The sequence below is a fragment of the Pseudolactococcus laudensis genome (assembly GCF_013449735.1).
In the GTDB taxonomy this organism is placed as follows: Bacteria; Bacillota; Bacilli; order Lactobacillales; family Streptococcaceae; genus Pseudolactococcus; species Pseudolactococcus laudensis.
On record NZ_JACBNY010000006.1, the window covers coordinates 33,916 to 53,925 of the forward strand.

The 20,010-nt window shown below is 39.9% G+C and carries 17 protein-coding genes and 1 pseudogene; 2 read left to right on the plus strand and 16 right to left on the minus strand.

Annotation, left to right across the window (positions count from 1 at the left end):
* Positions 1-78 precede the first annotated feature (78 nt).
* The 11 genes and pseudogenes from treP to HZR21_RS05055 form a co-directional block, all read right to left on the minus strand.
* Positions 79-2,050 (minus strand): annotated as a pseudogene (gene treP, locus HZR21_RS05005) (PTS system trehalose-specific EIIBC component).
* A gap of 255 nt (positions 2,051-2,305) precedes the next feature.
* Positions 2,306-3,334 (minus strand): Gfo/Idh/MocA family protein, encoded by a 1,029-nt coding sequence (locus HZR21_RS05010; protein WP_180746710.1) that lies wholly within the window; start codon positions 3,332-3,334, stop codon positions 2,306-2,308.
* Positions 3,335-3,367: 33 nt separating this feature from the next.
* Positions 3,368-4,336: a sugar phosphate isomerase/epimerase family protein gene (locus HZR21_RS05015; RefSeq protein ID WP_180746711.1), complete on the minus strand. Its 969-nt coding sequence runs from the start codon at positions 4,334-4,336 to the stop codon at positions 3,368-3,370.
* Between the two features lie 39 nt (positions 4,337-4,375).
* On the minus strand, positions 4,376-5,446 hold the full coding sequence (locus HZR21_RS05020) for a Gfo/Idh/MocA family protein (RefSeq protein WP_180746712.1): 1,071 nt from the start codon (positions 5,444-5,446) through the stop codon (positions 4,376-4,378).
* Between the two features lie 148 nt (positions 5,447-5,594).
* On the minus strand, positions 5,595-5,711 hold the full coding sequence (locus tag HZR21_RS12145) for an AraC family transcriptional regulator (RefSeq protein ID WP_374940019.1): 117 nt from the start codon (positions 5,709-5,711) through the stop codon (positions 5,595-5,597).
* A gap of 17 nt (positions 5,712-5,728) precedes the next feature.
* Entirely contained in the window at positions 5,729-6,460 is a 732-nt protein-coding gene (locus HZR21_RS05030) for a helix-turn-helix domain-containing protein (protein ID WP_180746714.1), read from the minus strand.
* 26 nt (positions 6,461-6,486) lie between these two features.
* Positions 6,487-7,335, minus strand: coding sequence for a carbohydrate ABC transporter permease (locus tag HZR21_RS05035; RefSeq protein WP_031366731.1), 849 nt, complete (start codon positions 7,333-7,335; stop codon positions 6,487-6,489).
* Entirely contained in the window at positions 7,332-8,246 is a 915-nt protein-coding gene (locus HZR21_RS05040; protein ID WP_180746715.1) for a carbohydrate ABC transporter permease, read from the minus strand. Before HZR21_RS05040 ends, HZR21_RS05035 begins: the two co-directional genes overlap by 4 nt.
* 132 nt (positions 8,247-8,378) lie before the next feature.
* Positions 8,379-9,875 carry an ABC transporter substrate-binding protein gene (locus HZR21_RS05045; protein WP_180746716.1) on the minus strand — a complete coding sequence of 499 codons (1,497 nt, stop codon included), beginning with the start codon at positions 9,873-9,875 and terminating at the stop codon, positions 8,379-8,381.
* 554 nt (positions 9,876-10,429) lie between these two features.
* The gene (locus HZR21_RS05050) at positions 10,430-11,419 is read right to left on the minus strand and encodes a LacI family DNA-binding transcriptional regulator (protein WP_180746717.1); all 990 of its coding nucleotides are present in this window, start codon (positions 11,417-11,419) and stop codon (positions 10,430-10,432) included.
* Between the two features lie 155 nt (positions 11,420-11,574).
* Entirely contained in the window at positions 11,575-12,447 is an 873-nt protein-coding gene (locus HZR21_RS05055; protein ID WP_180746718.1) for a Cof-type HAD-IIB family hydrolase, read from the minus strand.
* A gap of 214 nt (positions 12,448-12,661) precedes the next feature.
* Between HZR21_RS05055 and treR the strand changes: the two genes are divergently transcribed.
* Both treR and nox read left to right on the plus strand, forming a co-directional pair.
* Positions 12,662-13,378 carry a trehalose operon repressor gene (gene treR, locus HZR21_RS05060; RefSeq protein WP_180746719.1) on the plus strand — a complete coding sequence of 239 codons (717 nt, stop codon included), beginning with the start codon at positions 12,662-12,664 and terminating at the stop codon, positions 13,376-13,378.
* A gap of 571 nt (positions 13,379-13,949) precedes the next feature.
* The gene (gene nox / locus HZR21_RS05065; RefSeq protein ID WP_180746720.1) at positions 13,950-15,278 is read left to right on the plus strand and encodes a H2O-forming NADH oxidase; all 1,329 of its coding nucleotides are present in this window, start codon (positions 13,950-13,952) and stop codon (positions 15,276-15,278) included.
* A gap of 154 nt (positions 15,279-15,432) precedes the next feature.
* Here nox and glmM read toward each other — a convergent pair whose 3' ends face one another.
* From glmM to HZR21_RS05090, 5 genes are all read right to left on the minus strand, one after another.
* Positions 15,433-16,788 (minus strand): phosphoglucosamine mutase, encoded by a 1,356-nt coding sequence (gene glmM / locus HZR21_RS05070; protein WP_180746721.1) that lies wholly within the window; start codon positions 16,786-16,788, stop codon positions 15,433-15,435.
* A 70-nt stretch (positions 16,789-16,858) separates the two neighbouring features.
* The gene (locus tag HZR21_RS05075; RefSeq protein ID WP_180746722.1) at positions 16,859-17,818 is read right to left on the minus strand and encodes a CdaR family protein; all 960 of its coding nucleotides are present in this window, start codon (positions 17,816-17,818) and stop codon (positions 16,859-16,861) included.
* Positions 17,808-18,695: a diadenylate cyclase CdaA gene (gene cdaA / locus HZR21_RS05080; RefSeq protein ID WP_180746723.1), complete on the minus strand. Its 888-nt coding sequence runs from the start codon at positions 18,693-18,695 to the stop codon at positions 17,808-17,810. The genes HZR21_RS05075 and cdaA overlap by 11 nt, the downstream gene beginning before the upstream one ends.
* A gap of 120 nt (positions 18,696-18,815) precedes the next feature.
* Entirely contained in the window at positions 18,816-19,460 is a 645-nt protein-coding gene (locus HZR21_RS05085; protein WP_180746724.1) for a hypothetical protein, read from the minus strand.
* Positions 19,461-19,739: a PTS sugar transporter subunit IIB gene (locus HZR21_RS05090; protein ID WP_180746725.1), complete on the minus strand. Its 279-nt coding sequence runs from the start codon at positions 19,737-19,739 to the stop codon at positions 19,461-19,463.
* Positions 19,740-20,010 lie beyond the last annotated feature (271 nt).

The following is a 20,010-nucleotide window of genomic DNA, read 5'->3' on the forward strand; positions in this document are numbered from 1 at the left end:
CTATCGCTATTTTTCGATACTAGCGTTTTTAAAATGCCAAAAGGGCGTTACCTTTTCGGTTAGCCCTTTGGTATGCAGTTATATTTTTGTTGCGGTTAGTAGGTCATCACCTGATTGGATGCGACGTGGTAACTGACCTGAAACGTCTGGTTGGAAACTATCTTGGTTGGTAACAATGACGGGTGTTTCAACGATTAACCCTTGACTTTTAATTAAGTCAATATCAAATGTGAGTAGGCGTTGACCTTGTGTCACATGGTCACCTTGGCTGACAAATGCTTCAAAGCCTTTACCGTCAAGTTTCACGGTATCCATACCGATGTGCATCAGAATTTCTACCCCAGCATCCGAAATCAAACCAATAGCGTGTTTAGTCGGAAAAAAAGCTGAAACGATGCCGTCAAACGGCGCTGTTAGTACCCCTTCACTTGGCTCGATGATAACACCTTGCCCCATAATGCCTTGGCTAAAGACAGGATCGGTTGCCGTTGCTAACTCACGAACTTCACCTGATAGTGGGCTAGTCACATTGACCAAAGTGCGTTTAGGAATTTCGGTTTTGGCGATTTGTTGCGCGCCTTCTAGGGTTGCAGGGTCACTTGCAAAGGCTGCATCTCCAGCGCCTACGAGGTCGATTTTGTTAAAGATGCCAGCTTGGCGGAAGAAGAAGGTCAAGATGATTGGGACAAATATCGCAATCACCATTGGAATGGTGAATTTCAACATGTCTTCACCGCGAATGGCAAGGATACCGGGTAGGCCGCCGACGCCGATAGAGTTAGCGCGAACACCCATGAGTGTTGAAACCATGCCTGCAATACCTGAGCCAATCATAGCGGCGACGAAAGGATAGAGGTATTTCAAGTTAATCCCGAACATGGCTGGTTCTGTAACGCCTAACCAAGCTGAGATTGTGGCTGGTACTGAAATTTCTGCTTCTTTTTTGTTTTTCTTGTGTAAGAGGTAGACTGCAAATACTGCTGCCCCTTGGGCGATATTTGACAAGTCAATAAGTGGCCATAAATTGGTTGAACCAAAGTCTGCGATGAGCTGTGAGTCAATGGCAAGTGTTGTATGGTGCAGTCCGGTAATAACAAGTGGCGCATAAAGAATCCCAAAGATACCACCGAAAAGCCATGAAAGTGATGATGTTAAGCCAGTGTTCACGACAAAGGAAATGCCTTGTCCGATTTTCCAACCGATTGGGCCAATGATAGCATGCGCTGCAATAATCGTTGGAATTAGAGCGAATAATGGCACGAAAATCATCGAAACGGCTTCTGGGATGTGTTTCCGGAAGAATTTCTCTAAATAAGCGAGTAGGAAACCGGCAGCCATGGCAGGAATAACTTGGGCTTGGTAGCCGATTTTATCCATGGTGAAAAAACCGAAGTCCCATGACCAGTTTTTAGCAATTTCAGCTGCTGATGTGCCATTTACGGCATAGGCATTAAGCAACTGTGGTGACACGAGCGTAATCCCGAGGACAATCCCTAGAATTTGTGTTGTGCCCATTTTACGTGTGACTGACCAGGCAATCCCGACAGGAAGGAAGTGGAAAATTGCCTCACCTGGTAGCCAGAGAAAACTATTGACACCTGCCCAAAACTGAGAGTTTTCGACAATTGTTGATCCACCAAATTGCACACCCTCAAGAATGTTTCGGAAACCGAGAATCAAACCACCAACAATAATGGCAGGTAAGAGTTGTGAAGATTTCCGATAACGTACCGACTAATCTTTGCACGACATTTTGATTTGATTTCGCCGCAGACTTAGCTGCCTCCTTAGAAACGCCTTCAATACCACTGACGGCAGAGAAATCGTTGTAAAAAGTAGCAACATCATTTCCGATAATGACCTGAAACTGACCCGCATTTGTGAACATCCCTTTAGTTGTCGAAATGTTTTCAATTCGTTTTTTGTCAGCCTTAGCGTCGTCATTTAAGACAAAGCGCATACGTGTCGCACAGTGCGTGACAGCAGAGATATTCTCCTTGCCGCCAATCGCATCCAGTAACTCCTGAGCTTGTTTTTCAAATTTTCCCATGGTGGGGCTCCTTCTTTAAAGTTTGAGTTGACAGGCTTTAAACCAAAGCCACTACTACTCAGATTAAGATTTTGAAACAAAAATTGCAATCATGATGACTTAGTCATCTTTTTGGTAACTTGTACGTACAAGTTGCTTTGTACCTTAATTCTAGCATAAAAAAAAATATTTGCAAGCGTTTTCTTTAACTTTTTTTAAATTTTTTTCAAAAAAAATGCCAAAGAAAAAAGACAACCTCACGGTCATCCTTCTAAACTACGACTTAACCAAGTCAAATACACTGTCAATCAGACTTAACACCTTTCGCACTTCATCATTTTTGACAATAGGTGCTGCACCATTTCTAAGCACATCATAAAAGTTTTGGTAAAATGACGGAAACTCTGGCAAGACTTCAGTGATTGCCACTTTTTTCGTCGCCTCCTCTGACGGTGGTGCCATCGTTTTCGTCAACCCAACACCCGCCTTAATTGGTGCTGGTGCTACAAGGTCTGCCTGATTAGTCGCCACAACGATTTCACCTGACAAGTCCCAATTATCAATTTTAGCAGCACCATTGAGTCCCTTGACATACCACCGTGGCAATTGACTGTAATTCGTCGTCCCAACTTCAATTAGGCTACGTATGCCATTCTCAAATGTTAGATAGAGAATGAACCCATCATCAACCTCCTGTCCGAGTACGTAAGAAAAATCAGCCGCCATGCTTTTAACCGGATTATCAATCAACCACAAAATTTGGTCAATCAGATGAACACCCCAGTCCAGCAACATACCACCACCATGCTCAGCTTGTTCTCGCCAGTCACCTGGAATCCCATTGGCACCCTGAACACGAGACTCAATTTGGAACAAATCGCCAATCTGACCATTTTGGTACAACTCACGAATGACTAGAAAATCAGGGTCCCAACGCCTATTTTGATGCACCATGAAGGTATTACCAGTCTCAGCCGCAACTGCTAGAATATCATCCAATTCTCCAACATTCATAGCAACAGGCTTTTCACAAATCACTTGTTTGCCGGCACGTAGCGCAGCAATCGACAAAGCCTTATGCACATCATTTGGCGTGGCAATCAAGACCGCTTCAACTGACGCATCCTTTAAAACCTGCTCAAGACTATCATAAACCGTCAAGCCAGCCTCACGCGCCTTATCCTGCGCCTTCTGAGCAATATCATAAACCCCAATCACATTAACCAACTCATGCGGCATCAATTCCTTTTGATGATAGCTACCCATGCCTCCATAGCCAATAATCACAATATTAATAGCTGTCATTTTCTTACCCCTTCTCAAACTAACAAGACGACCTCACAACCACCACGGATTTGCAGGCTGGTCATGAATCATAACCGAGCGCAAATTCGTAATCGCCCGATTAAGCCCCTCATCAATCGACATAATCGGATCCTCATGCTCAATACTCAACACATAGTCATACCCATAAATCCGCAAAGCCGACACAATATCAGACCAAACCTTCAAATCATGCCCACAGCCAACCGAGCGGAAAGTCCAAGCCCGCGTTGCCACATTATCATAAGGCTGCATATCCGTCAGACCGTGCATATTAATATTATCCTGATTCAAATACGTATCTTTCGCATGAAAATGGTGGATGGCATTTTTTTCACCTAGAATTTTGATAGCGTCGACAGGATCAATCCCCTGCCACCATAAATGACTAGGGTCGAGATTACATCCGATAGCATCACCAGCAGCGTCTCGCAAGCGCAACATGGTATAGGGTGTATGCGCCAAGAAACCACCGTGTAACTCAATCCCGATTTTAACACCAGCAGCAGCCGCATCCGTGTTAATACCTTGCCAATAAGGAATCAATTTCTTTTCCCATTGATAGTTGTAGGAATCATCATATTCTGTCGGCCAAGGCAGCACCGGCCAGTTGACTTGTGTATCTGTCGCATTACCACCTGCAACACCTGAGAATCCATTGACTACAGGTACATTCATTAGACTGGCTAGCTTGATTGTTTTATGCAAGAGCTCATCTGCCTCTTTGGCAACATTTGCGAGCGGTGAAATCGGGTTATTATGACAAGAGAGAGCTGATATTTCCAGATTTTTATCTGATAATTTATCTAGGTATTCTCTGCGCTCATCACTAGATGCCAAGAGTTTATCAATATCTAAATGCGCATTGCCTGGACTACCGCCAGTTCCGATTTCGACCGTTTGCAAGCCTTTAGAGGCAACCTCAGCAATCATCTCGTCAAATGTTAAATTGTTAAATAATGGTGTAAATACGCCTAATTTCATTGGTTTTCTCCTCAAATTTAAATCTTGAAAACTAGTGTCTTATAAATAAACAGGTTCTCCCGTTTTAGCAGACTGGTAAATACCTTCTAGGATTTGCGTCACGACTAAGGCTTGTTCGGGTTTCACCAGTGGCTCTGTATCATTCATCACCGCTGCATACCAACTCTCCGCTTCTTTTAAAGCGGGGTCGTCCCCTGCACCATCATAAAAATCAACGCCTCCTGTTTCCAACTCGACCTTTTTCTCGTAAAGTAAGCCGTGATCCTCGCCATTAATTGACAAGCCATTATTCATGTCGGCCCCTGCTTTTGTACCCATGAGGGTTGTTTTTGCCTCTTTGACGTCCAGCGAATTGATTGCCCAACTCGATTCCAGATAAATCGTCGCGCCATTTTCCATGATGACAAAACCAATGGCTGAATCTTCGACGGTGAACTTCTCAGGATCCCAAGGCCCCCAAGCATTGGCTGCGTTTTTCGTACTCGATAATTTATGGTAGGCATTGCCGACGACATACTTGGGTTTGTAATTATCCATCATCCAGAGTGTCAAATCAAGCGCGTGGGTGCCGATATCAATGAGCGGACCGCCACCTTGTGCCTCTTCGTCAAGGAAAACACCCCAAGTCGGCACAGCACGACGGCGAATGGCGTGCGCTTTCGCGGTGTAGACTTCACCTAGTTCACCCGCCTCGCAGACTGTATACAAATATTCTGAATCCGTTCTGAAACGATTTTGATAGCCAATTGTAAGTTTTTTACCCGTCTTTTCAGCTGCTGCAATCATGGCTTTAGCCTCTTCAGACGTTTTCGCCATTGGCTTTTCACACATGACATGACAACCAGCCTCAAGCGCCGCAATCGTGAGTGGTGCGTGTGAAGAATTAGGGGTTAAAACATGTACAGCATCTAAGTCAAGTTTTAACAACTCCTGATAGTCAGTGAAAACTACCGCATCCGCTGTCCCGTATGTCTGTTTTGCCTTTTCTGCACGCGCAATCTCTAAGTCGCAAAAAGCAACTAATTCAACAGATTCTACCTGCGCAAGCGCTGGCAAATGCTTGCCATTCGCAATCCCACCACAACCAATAATCCCAACTTTTAAAACCATGATAACCTCCAAATAATTTGTATTAATATTTCATTTGATACCTTTATTTTAGTAAAATTTCCTATCGAATACTTCCCAATTCCCTAACCAAAAGTTCCCAGATTTTGCGCTCATTTTTCTCTTAATAGCCTTCGGCATGTGTCTGGACTCATTGGTCGTTGATATGCTTTTGATATTGTAAAGGGGATATACCCTGTGACTTTTTAAAAACGTGATGAAAGGTTTTAACGCTTGAAAAACCAGACTTCTCAGCCACTGCAACCATAGGCAACCGTTCTTGACTCAAATATATCTCGTCTGCTCCAAACGATAATCACTAAGAAATTGAATGAAAGTTTGACCGATATGTTTCTTGAAAAAGCGCGTGAAATAATAAGGACTAAATCCCACTAAAGCGCTAATCGCATCAAGCGTAATATCCTCTTGAAAATGCGTCTCAATATAGCTGAAAATTTGATTCAGTAGGACCAAATCTTCTTTATATTTTAGCTCAGCATGGTGACCTGCTATTTTCTCAGTTGTTTCTTGAGGCAGTTGTTCTAAAAAAATCCCCATAAGCTGAATCAAATAACCAAGTTGCAAATAGTGAATAGAAATCGTTGGCACTAGCGTTGTTTGAAACAATTTATCTAGTAAATCAGACACAGTCTGCACCAACTCATCTGACCAATTTTTGCTGTCAACTTGCGCATGGTCAAATAACTGTATCAACTCAAGTTGACTAACGCCCAGTAATTTTTCATCGAATATCGCTAAATCAAACTGATAGACATAGCGCACACTATCTGGTGAAGATAAGAAGGCATGCGTCGCACCACTCGGAAAAATAATTATCTCTGATTCATCTAGGACCATCATCTCATTTTGATAGGCAATATTGACACAACCTTTTTTGACATAGATGATTTCGACTTCCTTATGAAAATGCGGAAAACTAGCTAAGGTGTTTTCGTTTTTAAAAATTTTCAGATTGACAGGACTGTCAAATTTCACCAACTCGATATAATGACTCATTTTTTCTCCAACTTATCACTTGTTGTTTACTTCACAGCACCATCTGCCATTCCTTTGATAATTTGTTTTTGCAAGAATAGGAAGAGAATGATAACTGGGATAACAGTAATCAGGACTGCTGGGAACATCAAATCCCAAGGCACTGAATAAGGACCATCTTTCATTTTAGCGTAGTAAAGGGCTAGCGTTAAGGTTTTATTTTCTGAATCCCCTAAAACTAGGAAAGGTAGGAGATAGTCATTCCAGACCCACATGGCATTGAGGATAATGACTGTTACTGTTGTCGGTTTGACAAGAGGCATGACAATTTTAAAGTAAACTTGGAAAACACTCGCACCATCTATAATGGCAGCCTCTTCTAATGAGGCCGGCACACTCTTCATAAACCCATGATATAAAAAAGTTGACATAGCTAGACCAAAACCACCATACATGATAATCAAGCCTGGCACATTTTTCAAACCAACATTTTCAAACATGGCAATGAGTGGATACATCACTGCTTGAAAGGGAATCAGCATTGATGAGGTGAAAAGCAAGAGCACAAACATGGCAAATTTACTTTTCACACGCACCATCATCCAAGCAGCACTTGAAGATAGAATGACAATAAAGCCAACAGCAAGAACTGTAATCAGGACAGTCAATAAAATAGAAGGTACAAGCTTGATTTCAGTCATAGCATGTGAGATATACTTAAAAGTAATCTCTTTTGGTAAAGCCAACGGTGAATCAACAATCTCAGCCTGAGATTTGAAAGAGTTCATGAACATGAAGGCAATTGGGAAAATCGTCACCAAACCCATGATTAATAAGATGATAAACATGACAACTTTGCCAAGCTTTTGTCCGGTTGTTTGTACTGAATTGTTCATTGCATTTCCACCTCTTTACCTTTCAAAATTACGGTTTGCGTAATTGAAATTGCTGCCACAACAAGGAAGAATATCACGGCCTCTGCTTGGGCAATCCCGTAATTACCATTGGTATCATTGGTCACTTTCAAAACTTGTGCCGCTAACATTCGGTAACCTTGCGGTGCGTTATTCGTCAGCGCAATATTTTGGTCCAACAACATGAAACATCTAGATAAGACGAGGAAGAAAACAATGGTAAAACTCGGCATGAGCATTGGAATGGTAATTTTAAAGAATTTTTGAAAGGCATTGGCACCATCAATTGATGCTGCCTCATAATAATCATCCGAAATGTTAGCAAGACCCGTCGTGTAAATGACCATCATATAACCCGACATCTGCCAAACTGCCATGATTAAAATCGCAAACATGAGTTTGTTGGGGTCTTTATCCGTCATATAAGTTAAGAACTTAATCGGAATCACCCCTTCTTTACCAAACAAAACCTTTGTTAAAATGTTGTTAAAGATAAACAACCAGATGAACCCTAAAGATAGCCCCCCTAATAAATTCGGTAGGAAAAAGGTTGCTCGAAAGATTCCGACAGCCTTCCCAATAGCATTCACCAAGAGCGCTTGTGCCAAGGCAACAACATTGACTGCAATTACTGCAAGTACCGTAAATTTCACCGAGAACAAGAAGGCTGAGCGAAAGGATTCTTGTTTGAAAGCTGCGATATAGTTTTTCAAGCCAAGAAAGGCCTCAAAGGGATTGGTCGTCCGACCATTTGGTCCCATAAAGAACGAGCCACGCCAGCCTGTAAATGAGTAGAAAATTCCGATTATGAAAGGAATTAAAACAACAATCAGAAAGACGGCAAAGGCAGGCAAAACAAATGGAAAGAACCATTTTTTATATAATTTTGACATTAAACTCTCCTTGATTCAGTTCGAACATCACTAGAAGATGCGAAAGATAAGCTGATAAGGCTGATAAACTTGAACACCCGTACTGTGTTAGACAATACGGGTAGTCAAGACTGCTTTAGCAGTAACATTTAATTATTGACCACTTTGTTCCTTGAAGTCCACCCAAGTTTTAACTGATTTATCGACATAATCGTCGTAGTCTTTTTCAGTCCATTTTTCTTTCGTCATGTAGTTTTTCTTCAAGAAATCACCAATGGTATCATTGAATGAACCTGGTGTGCCATCAAATGGATTGCCAAGTGTCGGACCTGCTGCGACATAGGCTGCAACTGCATTATTAAGTTTATTTGGCGATGTCGTGTCTTTCAAATCGTTATACATGATAAAGCCAGCCTCTTCTTTGAGGAATTTTTTACCACAGTCAGACGTATAAAGCCAAGCGAGGAAGTCAGCTGCAATCTCTTGTTGTTTTTTGCTTGCTTGTTTATTGATGATAAAGTAATTTGGTACAAAGGCTGGAATTGTCGTATTAAAAAGTTTCGCATCTCGGTCTTTGATTTTGATGTCACTATCTTGGACTGGCCATTTTACTGGAATCAAATCCATCGTGTCAATAATGCCTTTATCAAGTTTTAAAAGGTTCGGATAAATCCAGTTTCCTTGTTTTAAGAATAAACCTTTATGTGCGACAAAGTTTGCGAGTGATGCATCATAGCTCCCCGTAGCACTATCAATGAAGTCTGGACCACGTTTAACGGCACCATTTTTACCAGCCATGTAAGAATATTCAAAGTCAAGTCCTTTGATTTTAGATTTGAGTGCTGCTTTTGCATCCTTAATGCCTTCATCACCTTTGGCATAGTAGGCTGCAGATACATTTTCAAAGACTGTATTGAGTGGGAATGATACCCAGTGGTTTTGGTAAGTCCATAGTTCAGCACCAGATTCAACGAAAACGCCATTTAATTCTTTAGCCAAGCCTTTTTTCTCAGCTGCAAAAGTATAGGTATGACCATTAACAGTTACAGGAGAGACTGTACCGTCTTTGATATAAGTATCAACTGCTTTGACAAAAGTTTGCCATGACGTATAATCAGGTTCAGCTTTTAAGTCAGCTAATAAGGCATAGGTGTCTCCGTCAAACAAATCCTTCAAGACATTTTTATCAACTTGATAACCGTAACCTTCAATATTATAAGGTAATCCGAAGTTTTCACCATTCTTAGCTGTTAAACGTTGGGCTGCAGGAATCTCATCTGCCAATTTTTTAAGTTTAGCATTATCAATTTTATTGATATCTTGCATATAATCTCCCGAGTCAGGTCCCCAGTTAGTGAGTGTACCTGATGAGAAGATAGTTGGTGGTGTTTTAGAGCTAAACTCTGTCGTTTGAACTTCATTACCATTGGTTGTGCCAACAGATAAAGTATAGGTCTTAACCTTAATATTGTTTTCTTTACCGTACTCTTCTACGACTTTTTTGAGTGGGTCAGCGATTTCTCCCTTGCCATTAAAGACATATAGGAAATCATCTCCACCACTTTTTGAACCTGCATTGCCACATGCTGCCAATGACGTTACTGCTGCCACAGTCAGCAAACCTAAACCTAACTTTTGCCATTTTTTCATTCTAATTCTCCTTAAAAATACGAATCGTAATTATCACAAATATTACATCTAAACTTTTCTGTCAACCGTTTTCATAAACCACCAGATTTTATCCTTGTTTCATTTCTATCCTGCTAGCTAAGTTAGAATTGAACTTTCGTTTAAAATCCTGAAAACTGGTTCTGAATCTCCTCTCTGTCCTATTTTGAAAGCGCTTTCATTTTTTTATAGATGAATTTTACTATACTTCCATTTTTATGTCAACCCTTTTCATAAATTTTATTCACGAGCAAAAATCAGATCAAAAAATAAAGATTGTATATTTATATCTCTATTTCATAGGTTAAATAATGCAAATATTATATTAAATAGCACTATCTCGCATTATTGTCATCATATTTTGCCATTTAATATCATTAAATAATCAATATTTATTATTTAAAATATCTTTTAAAACGATAGCATCTTAGCTTTACTGTTTATACTTTTGTTTCAAATTATTTATTAAAGACAAATAAAACCATTATTGTGATAAACGTTTTCATATCCGATTCTAAAAAAAACAGCTGAAAGTCTCAAGCTGTTCCTCTGATAATTAATTTTGTGTTTAACTCTGGCCTTTCCGGTTGTTCACGGTGTTCAATATTAGCAATTATAAGCGCCGCCACATATTCACCCATTTCTTTTATCGGTTGCCTAACAGTTGTCAATCCTGGGTACAGTGCCTCTGCAATAGGTTGGTCGTCAAAGCCAATTATCGCTAGAGTTTCCGGTACTTTAATATTCAATAGATGACATTGGCTTAAAATTCCTGAGGCAACCTCATCGCTGATGACTAAAAGCGCGTCCGGTCGCTCCTCGCCTAGGGCTAAGACGTCTGTCAAGGTACTTTTTCCGTCGCTAATCGTTAACCGTCTCGGAAAGACACAATCTGAATTTAGTTCAATACCAAACTCTTTCAGAGCTTGTACATACCCTTCATAACGTGGGTCCACAGTCAACATACTCCCTCTGTTACCTGTCACATAGCCAATTTTCCGATGACCTTTCGAGAGTAAATAATAGGTCGCCTCATAGGTCGCCTTTTTTTCGTCAACATGAATCAGTGGGATATTTTGCTCACCCAGATAGCGATTGCAGACAACGATTTTTCCTGCCTCAATGAGTTTTAAGACTTCCGGACTATCGTCATCAAGACTAGTCATGATTAAGCCATCTAGCTGACGTTTTTTCAGCATCTCAATAAATTTTTTCTCACGCTCAGGTTCTTCCAATGTCTGCAAAATAACAATTTGGTAACCGACCTGATAAGGCGCTTTTTCAATCGCATCAACCAAGTAAGTAAAAAAAGGATTGGTCACAAAGGAGATAATCACACCTATCAACTTTGTCCCTTTGCCTCTCAGCTGTTGGGCAACGTTATTGGGATAATAATCTAACTCCTTCATAGCGTCAAAGATTTTCTTTTTAGTCTTATCTGAAACATAAGGGTGGTCATTAATTGCCCTTGAAATGGTCGTAATCGAATAGCCTGTTTTTTCAGCAACATCGCTTATTTTTGTCATCTTGCTTTACCTATATTTTCTATACACATCGTCTATCTTCTATGTCACTATTATTATAACGAAAAAAAGCCGAAAAGTCTCCCACCATGTGATAGCGCTCTCATTTAGATACCAAAAAAAACGCTACTCACGTTTTTCATCTCACTTATTATCTCTTATTGCCACTCGCCTGCTAAAATACGCTCAACTGCATGCGCCACACCATTCTCAATGTTCGTCACAGTCGTGTACTTAGCAATCGCTTTGACCTCTTCTTCAGCGTTAGCCATTGCGATCCCAACACCCGCTGCCTCAATCATGCTCATGTCGTTAAAATTATCACCAAGTGCTGCGACTTTTGACAAGGGAAGGCTTAATAGCTCTGTCACTTTTTGGAGGGATTGCCCTTTTTGCGCCGCCTCATGGTTAACTTCAATATTATTAGCACCAGATGATGTCACCGCCAAATTTGGAATCTGTGACAATTCTTCCTTAGCTAATAATAAAGCTGGATCATCAATTTGTCCCATCGCAAATATTTTCAAAACTGTTACTTCAGGATTATCCAGAACCTCTTTGAAATCAGCTACAAAATTAATTGGTAACGTCGCCATATGGCTTTTAGCGACTTCAAAAGCCTCAGCCTCAGACAAATTAGGCGACGTGCTTTTCAGCCAATGTGCCACACTGGCAATTCGGTCATCAATATTTTCAGTAAAGCCACCCTTATCCGTAAAAAGTTCAAAATAAATATCATGGCGACGCAAAATAGGCAAGGCTAAGGCAAGCTTTTCCTTTTCAATCCCAACAGTAAAGATATTTTGACCATTTTCATCAAAAATTTGCGCTCCATTTGACGTAATGTAGCGGCATTTAATTCCAGCTGACTCCAAGATTGGTTGCGCCTCTTCAATTGAACGCCCAGTTGCCACAACAAACTCTAACCCTGCTGCCTGTACTTTTTTAATCGCCGCAACATTTTCCTCTGAAATTTCCATCTCAGCATTAAGCAACGTGCCATCCATATCTGATGCAATAAGTTGAATCATTTTTCTTCCCTTTCTGCTCTTTCATTAAAATGAAAGCTTGAAACTTGACCTACACTAGCGTTCCGCCCAAGCTGGGTCATTCGCGACCTTCGTCCGCTCAAAGTCTTTCTGCGCTACTCTAGTGTTTCTTAAAATTCTGTTTGTTTTAGATAGCTTGCAAACGTTTCCCTTTCATTTTAACATATTTTGCTCTGAATTTTGGTAAAATAAAGATATGAAAAAATATGAACTGATTCTACATGACTTAGAATATAAAATAAAAAATAAAACGTATCAGGAAAATGACCTGCTACCAAGTGAAAATGAACTCGTCAAAATCTATGATGCCAGTCGTGCAACAATCCGACAATCCCTTCAAATTTTGGAAGAAAAAGGCTTAATCCAAAAACAAAAAGGACGCGGTTCTGTCGTCATCGCCTCAAGTAAACTTAATTTTCCGATTTCTGGCTTAACTAGCTACAAGGAGTTGCAAGACTCCCTCGGCTTTCAAAGTGTCACTGAGGTCATTAAATTTGAGAAAATCACTGTCGATAGTGAACTTGCTGCTCGTACACTTTTCGAGCCAGGTATTCCCGTCTGGCATATCATTCGCGTTCGTAAAATTGACGGCGAGGCAGTCGTCCTTGACCACGATTTTGTCAAACACGACATTTGTCCTGATATGAGCAAAGCAGATGTTGCCTTCTCCCTCTACGACTACCTTGAAAAACAGCTGAAAATAGAAATTTCCTTCGCCCAAAAAGAAATCACCATCGATTTTATCAATGACGAAGATCGACAACTTCTAGATCTCAATCAGCTAGACCGCCACATTGTCAGCGTCAAAAGCCATGTTTTTCTCAATGATGCCAGTGTTTTTCAATATACGGATAGCCGACATCAAGTTGATAAGTTTCGATTCACTGAATTTGCAAGACGACAAAAACGTTGAGTTACAAATAAGTTGATACAGACTGAGTAAAGATTGAAAAAAAGATAGCGTCAAGTTTGCTATCTTTTTTTCAATCTTTTTAAATTTCCGATACACTATTTTTGCAATCGCTTTCTTTTTGGTTTATAATAAGTGTGGTATTATTAATACTTGCGTGTTTATAAAAAAAGCACACATTTTTAAAATTATCGATTCAAAACGGAGGTGAAACGATTAGACGCAGTTAAGTACAAAACGAAACATATTTTACTTAGTTTCTACCAACTTATCATCGACTAGGCTTAGCGTATTCTTATGCGCTTTCGAATGATTTTCTTGATTTTTTCTGAAACTATTTCAAAACATTTGTTGCGTTTTCAGACTTGAACGCGTATACTTTTAATTAAGCTACAGCTACAAAACTTCTTCAATCGGCCAAATCATCTCAGGCCATGTCGCTAAAAGTAAAAGGGGCCACTCAGATAGATACAGCTAGTCAGACTTGTCTTAAGACACTTGTCTTACTTCAGTACCTGTCTCATGTTTAACGTATCAAGCGCACCTCTAAAAAAGAAAAGGAAACCTACTACCTATGAAAACAGTTATTATTGGTTCAAACCATGCAGGAATCGCTGCTGCCAATACACTCCTTGACAATTATCCTGGCACTGAAGTTGTCTTAATCGACCGCAATACTAACCTCAGCTATCTCGGCTGTGGTACAGCACTTTGGGTTGGCCGTCAAATCGATGGTTATGAAGACCTCTTTTATACAAACGAAGAAGCTTTCCGCAAAAAAGGTGCTAAAATCTTCATGGAATCAAGTGTGACTAGCATTGATTTTAATAATAAAATCGTTTACTTTGAAAATAAAGCTGGCGAGAAATCTGAAGAAAGCTATGATAAATTAATCTTGGCAACTGGTAGTAAACCAATCATTCCAAATATTCCCGGTAAAGACCTTGAAGGCTTACACTTCTTGAAACTTTTCCAAGAAGGACAAGAAGTTGACCACGATATGTCACGTGAAGATGTCAAAACTGTTGCTGTCATCGGTGCTGGTTATATTGGCGTTGAAATCGCAGAAGCTGCTAAACGTCGTGGTAAAAATGTCCTCCTCTTTGATGCCATGCCAACGTCTCTTGCGTCTTACTACGACCCTGAATTCACACACAACATGGACAAAAATCTTGAAGAAAACGGGATTGAACTTCATTTTGGCGAACTCGCTACTGAATATAAAGGTGATAAACGCGTAACACAATTAGTTACAGATAAAGGCACTTACGATGTGGATATGGTTATCAATGCCATTGGTTTCACAGCAAATTCAGATTTAGGTAAAGACCACTTGGAAACTTTCCGAAATGGTGCTTACCTTGTTGATAATCATCAAAAAACAAGCGACGATAGCGTCTATGCTGTTGGAGACTGTGCGACAATTTATTCAAACGCCCTTGAAGCGACAACTTATATTGCCCTTGCGACAAATGCTGTTCGTAGCGGTATCGTTGCGGGTCATAACGTTGGTGGTACGGAACTTGACGCTATTGGCGTACAAGGCAGTAACGGTATCTCAATCTTCGGCTATAACATGGTGTCAACAGGCCTTTCTGTTGCTGCTGCTAAAAAAGCTGAAATTGATGTTGACTACACTGACTTTGAAGACTTACAAAAACCTGGTTTCATCAAAGAAAATGCACCAGTTAAAATCCGTATTGTCTACGAAAAATCATCACGTCGTATCGTTGGTGCACAACTTGCCTCAACTGAAGATATTTCAGCTAACATCCATATGTTCAGCTTAGCTATCCAAGAGCACGTGACGATTGATAAATTGAAACTATTGGACATCTTCTTCTTGCCACATTTCAATCAACCTTACAACTACATCACAATGGCTGCACTTCGCGCAAAATAATTACTTGAAGACACCTGACTGTTTAGCATTTGGCTAATCCATCAGGTGTTTTTTTGATTATTTTTCTGTAACTGACTCAAGTTCACAAAAAAGAACCTCACAAAAGGTTCTGATTTTTGATTTTTAATTTTTAATTTTATAGGTGACGTCTTGATTAATCAATTCCAATCTCTTCACGAACAACTGCAACGATCGTATCCACATACTCATCTACTTCTTTATCAGTTGGCGCTTCTGCCATAACACGTAATAAAGGTTCTGTCCCACTTGGGCGAACAAGAATACGGCCATTACCTGCCATTTTTTCTTCCATTTTAGCAATGATATTCGCAATCTCAGGCACTTCCATTGCTTTAGATTTCATGCTGTTTTCAACACGAACATTGACTAATTTTTGAGGATAAATTGTGACTTGCGCTGCCAATTCTGATAGTTTTTTACCGGTTTCACGCATAACTTTTACAAGTAAAATCGCTGAGGCTTGACCATCACCTGTTGTATTATTATCAAGATAAATGATGTGACCTGACTGCTCACCACCAAAGTTATGACCATTTTTCTTCATTTCTTCAACGACATAACGGTCACCAACAGCTGTAATCACACTGTTAATCCCTGCAGCCTCCAAAGCTTTATGGAAACCAAGATTAGACATAACAGTCGTCACGACTGTGTCCTGAGCTAATAAGCCCTTCTCATGCAAGTGCTTAGCAACGATGAACATAATCTTGTCACCATCAACAATAGCCCCTGTTTCATCAACAGCAATCAAGCGATCACCGTCGCCGTCAAAAGCCAAACCTAAATCTGAACCATTTTCAACAACTGCTTTCGCCAGATTCTCTGGGTGGGTTGAGCCAACACCTAGGTTGATGTTCAGACCGTCAGGTGTTTCACCAATGACATTGAGGTCAGCAGAAAGGTCACTAAAAACTGTACGAGCGCTAGTATAAGTCGCACCATTGGCTGTATCAAGGGTAATTTTAAAACCGTCAAAACTACCTTCTGCAGTATTTTTCAAAAATTCATCGTATTTCCGAACTGCTTCAGAATAATCATGTAAGATACCAAGTCCTTGTGCTGAAGGGCGTGGCAAAGTGTCACGCTCAGCATCTAACAAGGCTTCAATTTCGAGTTCTTGACTATCTTCTAACTTAAAGCCGTCTGCTCCAAAGAATTTGATACCATTATCCAAGGCAGGATTGTGGCTGGCAGAAATCATGACACCCGCAGATACACCATCTTTTTTTACAAGATAGGCTACACCTGGTGTCGCAATGATACCAAGGTCGTAGACTTCAATCCCAACGCTCAAAAGCCCTGAAATCAACGATGTGCCTAACATTTGACCTGAAATCCGAGTATCACGCGCAACGTAAACTTTCGGTGTTCCAATTTCGTGCTGTGACAACACATAACCACCAAAGCGACCGAGTTTAAAGGCTAATTCAGGTGTTAACTCAACATTTGCCTCGCCACGTACGCCATCAGTTCCAAAATACTTACCCATTTATTATCTCATTTCCTTTTTTTGTGCTACATCTATTATAACTTACTTTTTATTTTATAACTATTATAACCTATTTTTTAACCGGTGTCACTATCACATCAATCACATTTGGCGAAATCGTCACATTATCTTGTGAAAGTGGCACTTTGATTGTCGTTTCTTTTGTAATATTCGTCACGTCGATATTAGCTGTAATACTTGACACATCATCAATGAATTTCTGCTCACCCGAAATATTCGCAGTATCTTTTGAAAGTTTGAAGTTATAATTTGTGAAGGAATTATCTTTTTTACCCGTTATCTTGCCCACTATCGGAACATCTTTGTTAGGTAATTCAACAGCCACTTTCATATTAACAGACGTTGGTGATAATTTTGCTGGTAACACTTTACCTGACTTATCGATAGCTTGTAGATATACTTTACCAGAGTAATCATTGTCCAAAATCACATCACTAGGTAGAACGGCTTGCAATTTATCAATCTGCGTAATAATAGAGGCTCCAGACGTCACCTTAACCGTGTCCTTATCAATGCTGACATTTTTCAGTTGGTAGCCTTCTGGTAATAATTTAAGAGAAACGACTGGGGTAATATCAAAAGTCTTTTCTGCTTTTTTCTCAACTGTTACTGAAATGTTACCTGGGTCAACTTGGGCATTGACACCTGTTGCCAATTCGACTACTCTAACAGGGACTTCAACTGTTCCCTCTTTAACCTTCGTCAAATCAACAACCAGATGAAAACTACGCGTATCTGATGATTTTTCAGCATTGAGTCGAACGAGATTATAAGATGTCAGATAAACATTGGCACTGCCGTCAAAGCCTGAGACAAAATATTTATCGTGATCATATTTCAGTTCAATTGGTACATCATAAAGCGTCGTTGAATGTGTTTCTGACGCATTCGTTCTATCGTTAGAATTTTTCAGTAACACCGTATTGGCATTGAAAAATAAGACAATCGCAAAGAAAAGACTAACAAGTATGTAGATAAATTTTGATGATACGAAATCTTTATTTTTCATTTGATTGACCTCTCTTTGACTTTAATTTCTTCAAGAGTCTATCTCGTTTGTTTGTTTTATTGGTATCTTCTATGTTTTTAATCAAAAAGTCATGAAACTCGCTTTTTGAGAGGTCTGAGTAAAATTCACCATTTTTGGTAATTGACAGGCCTCCTGTTTCTTCCGAAACAATCAGAGTAATGGCGTCTGAGACCTCAGAAATACCTATCGCCGCACGGTGGCGGGTCCCGAATTCTTTAGAAATCTTACTATTTTCGGTCAGTGGTAAGTAGGCTGACGTTACCGCAATTTTATCGCCTTGAATGATAACTGCACCATCATGCAAGGGGGTATTGGGGATAAAGATGTTAATGAGTAACTCGGCTGTAATGTCTGCATCCAGTTTAATCCCGGTCGAGATATATTCTTCAAGGGTTTGAGACTGTTCGATGACAATCAACGCACCGATTTTGCGCTCACTCATGTAGTCGAATGATTTCTCATAGGCTTTGATATGGCTCGATTGTTTTTTCTTGTCGTCCGATAAGCTAAAACTGAAAATATTCGTGGTACGACCGAGACTTTCAAGACCGCGACGAATTTCTGGCTGAAAGACGATAACGGCGGCTATCACACCATAGGTAATCACTTGGTTCAAGAGCCACTCAAATGTGCCCAGTCCTAGCCAACCACTTATGATTTTTAGCATGATAAATAAGAGGACACCGCGCACCAATGTCATCAATTTTGTCCCTTGCACACTCCGCAAAGCGCTATAAATCAAAAAGGTAATCAGACTGATATCGACAATAGCGATAAAAAGTCGCCAAGGGGTCATATTCAGCTGAATTATTTCCTGCCATGATTGCAGGTTGAAAATTTGATTAAAATCATTCATGTTTCAATTCTACCATTTTTGTTTTTTTTTAACAGCGAAAAGAGATGATTCTCTTGAATTTATTTTGAATTAATATAATGTTTTACCAACGAAGTTTGCTTTATAAATCAAGTGTGGCACTTAAACTTCCCATGACAAGATACCCAGAAAATGGTGCCTTTGCTTTTCCGGTGGCGCTGCCTCAAATTTAGCAACATAGGTCTCACTAATCATTTCTGAGCGTTGAGCGACTGTCAAAAGAAAGGCCTGGATAGTAGAGAAATCAAAGGGTTTACCGTAATGTTGCTGTCGATTAAGTTTAAGCAATGGAATTTGATAGTCTTGAAACCAGTCTATTTTAGGATTTTCTAACGGACTTTTCAGGTAAATCAAACCATCAATTCTTCGAGATACTTTAGGCATATCTTCTATTGACAACATGTGGTTATAGCCAAATAAGAGCCTGATATCATAATCACCTTGAGGCTGAAACTGATATAGATTTTCTAGACCATATTTTTCTTGAACAACTCTTAACCCCATACTTTCAAAAGAATGGACCAATTGCTTGGCAACATCACCTTTTCGGTCCAAGCCAGTTAATAAAAGTTCAATATTTTTATCGGCATTTTTCGTTTCAATCATGGCTGCCGACAGATATGAGCGCTCCAAATCCAAATCAACAAGTTCATCCAACAAATCACTCGATGCCCTAACTCCCGCCATTGTCCCAAAAATCTTCTTATCAATTAATTTGACGATAATCGGGTATTCCTTTAATACCACCTATTTTAAGGGCAATAGATAAGCAACTTGAGGCGCTATTAAGATAACATCGATAAACTGATTGAGCTCGAAAGCATTCTCTGGACTGATGACATCAACCCCACCATACACTAATATCAAGTCATATTTATCTCGATAGGTCGTCTCTTTCGACATGACAGTGTCTAAATGTGCTGACGTTACTTTTAAAGCGGGATACATTTCATTCAATGCTGTTACCATTCTGATACAAAATAGACTAGATGACATTCCACCAGCACAACAAATATAAACAAACATTTTTTCTTACCTTTTCATCTCTTATTCACTTATTTGAAAGCGTTTTCTTGTGGTGATTGTAACATAAACATCTAGTAAATGTCTTGACATAAGGGGTGGGACAAAAATCCCTCCCCAAAATTGTAAAACAACATGATGATTCACTGAAAACAATACGAAATTGGTAAAAAAGTGCCGTTTTTTGCGAAAATCGGTATTCTTTTGGCAAAACAATACGAAATTGGTAAAATAAGTGCCGTTTTTGTGCGAAATCGGCATTCTTTTGGCAAAA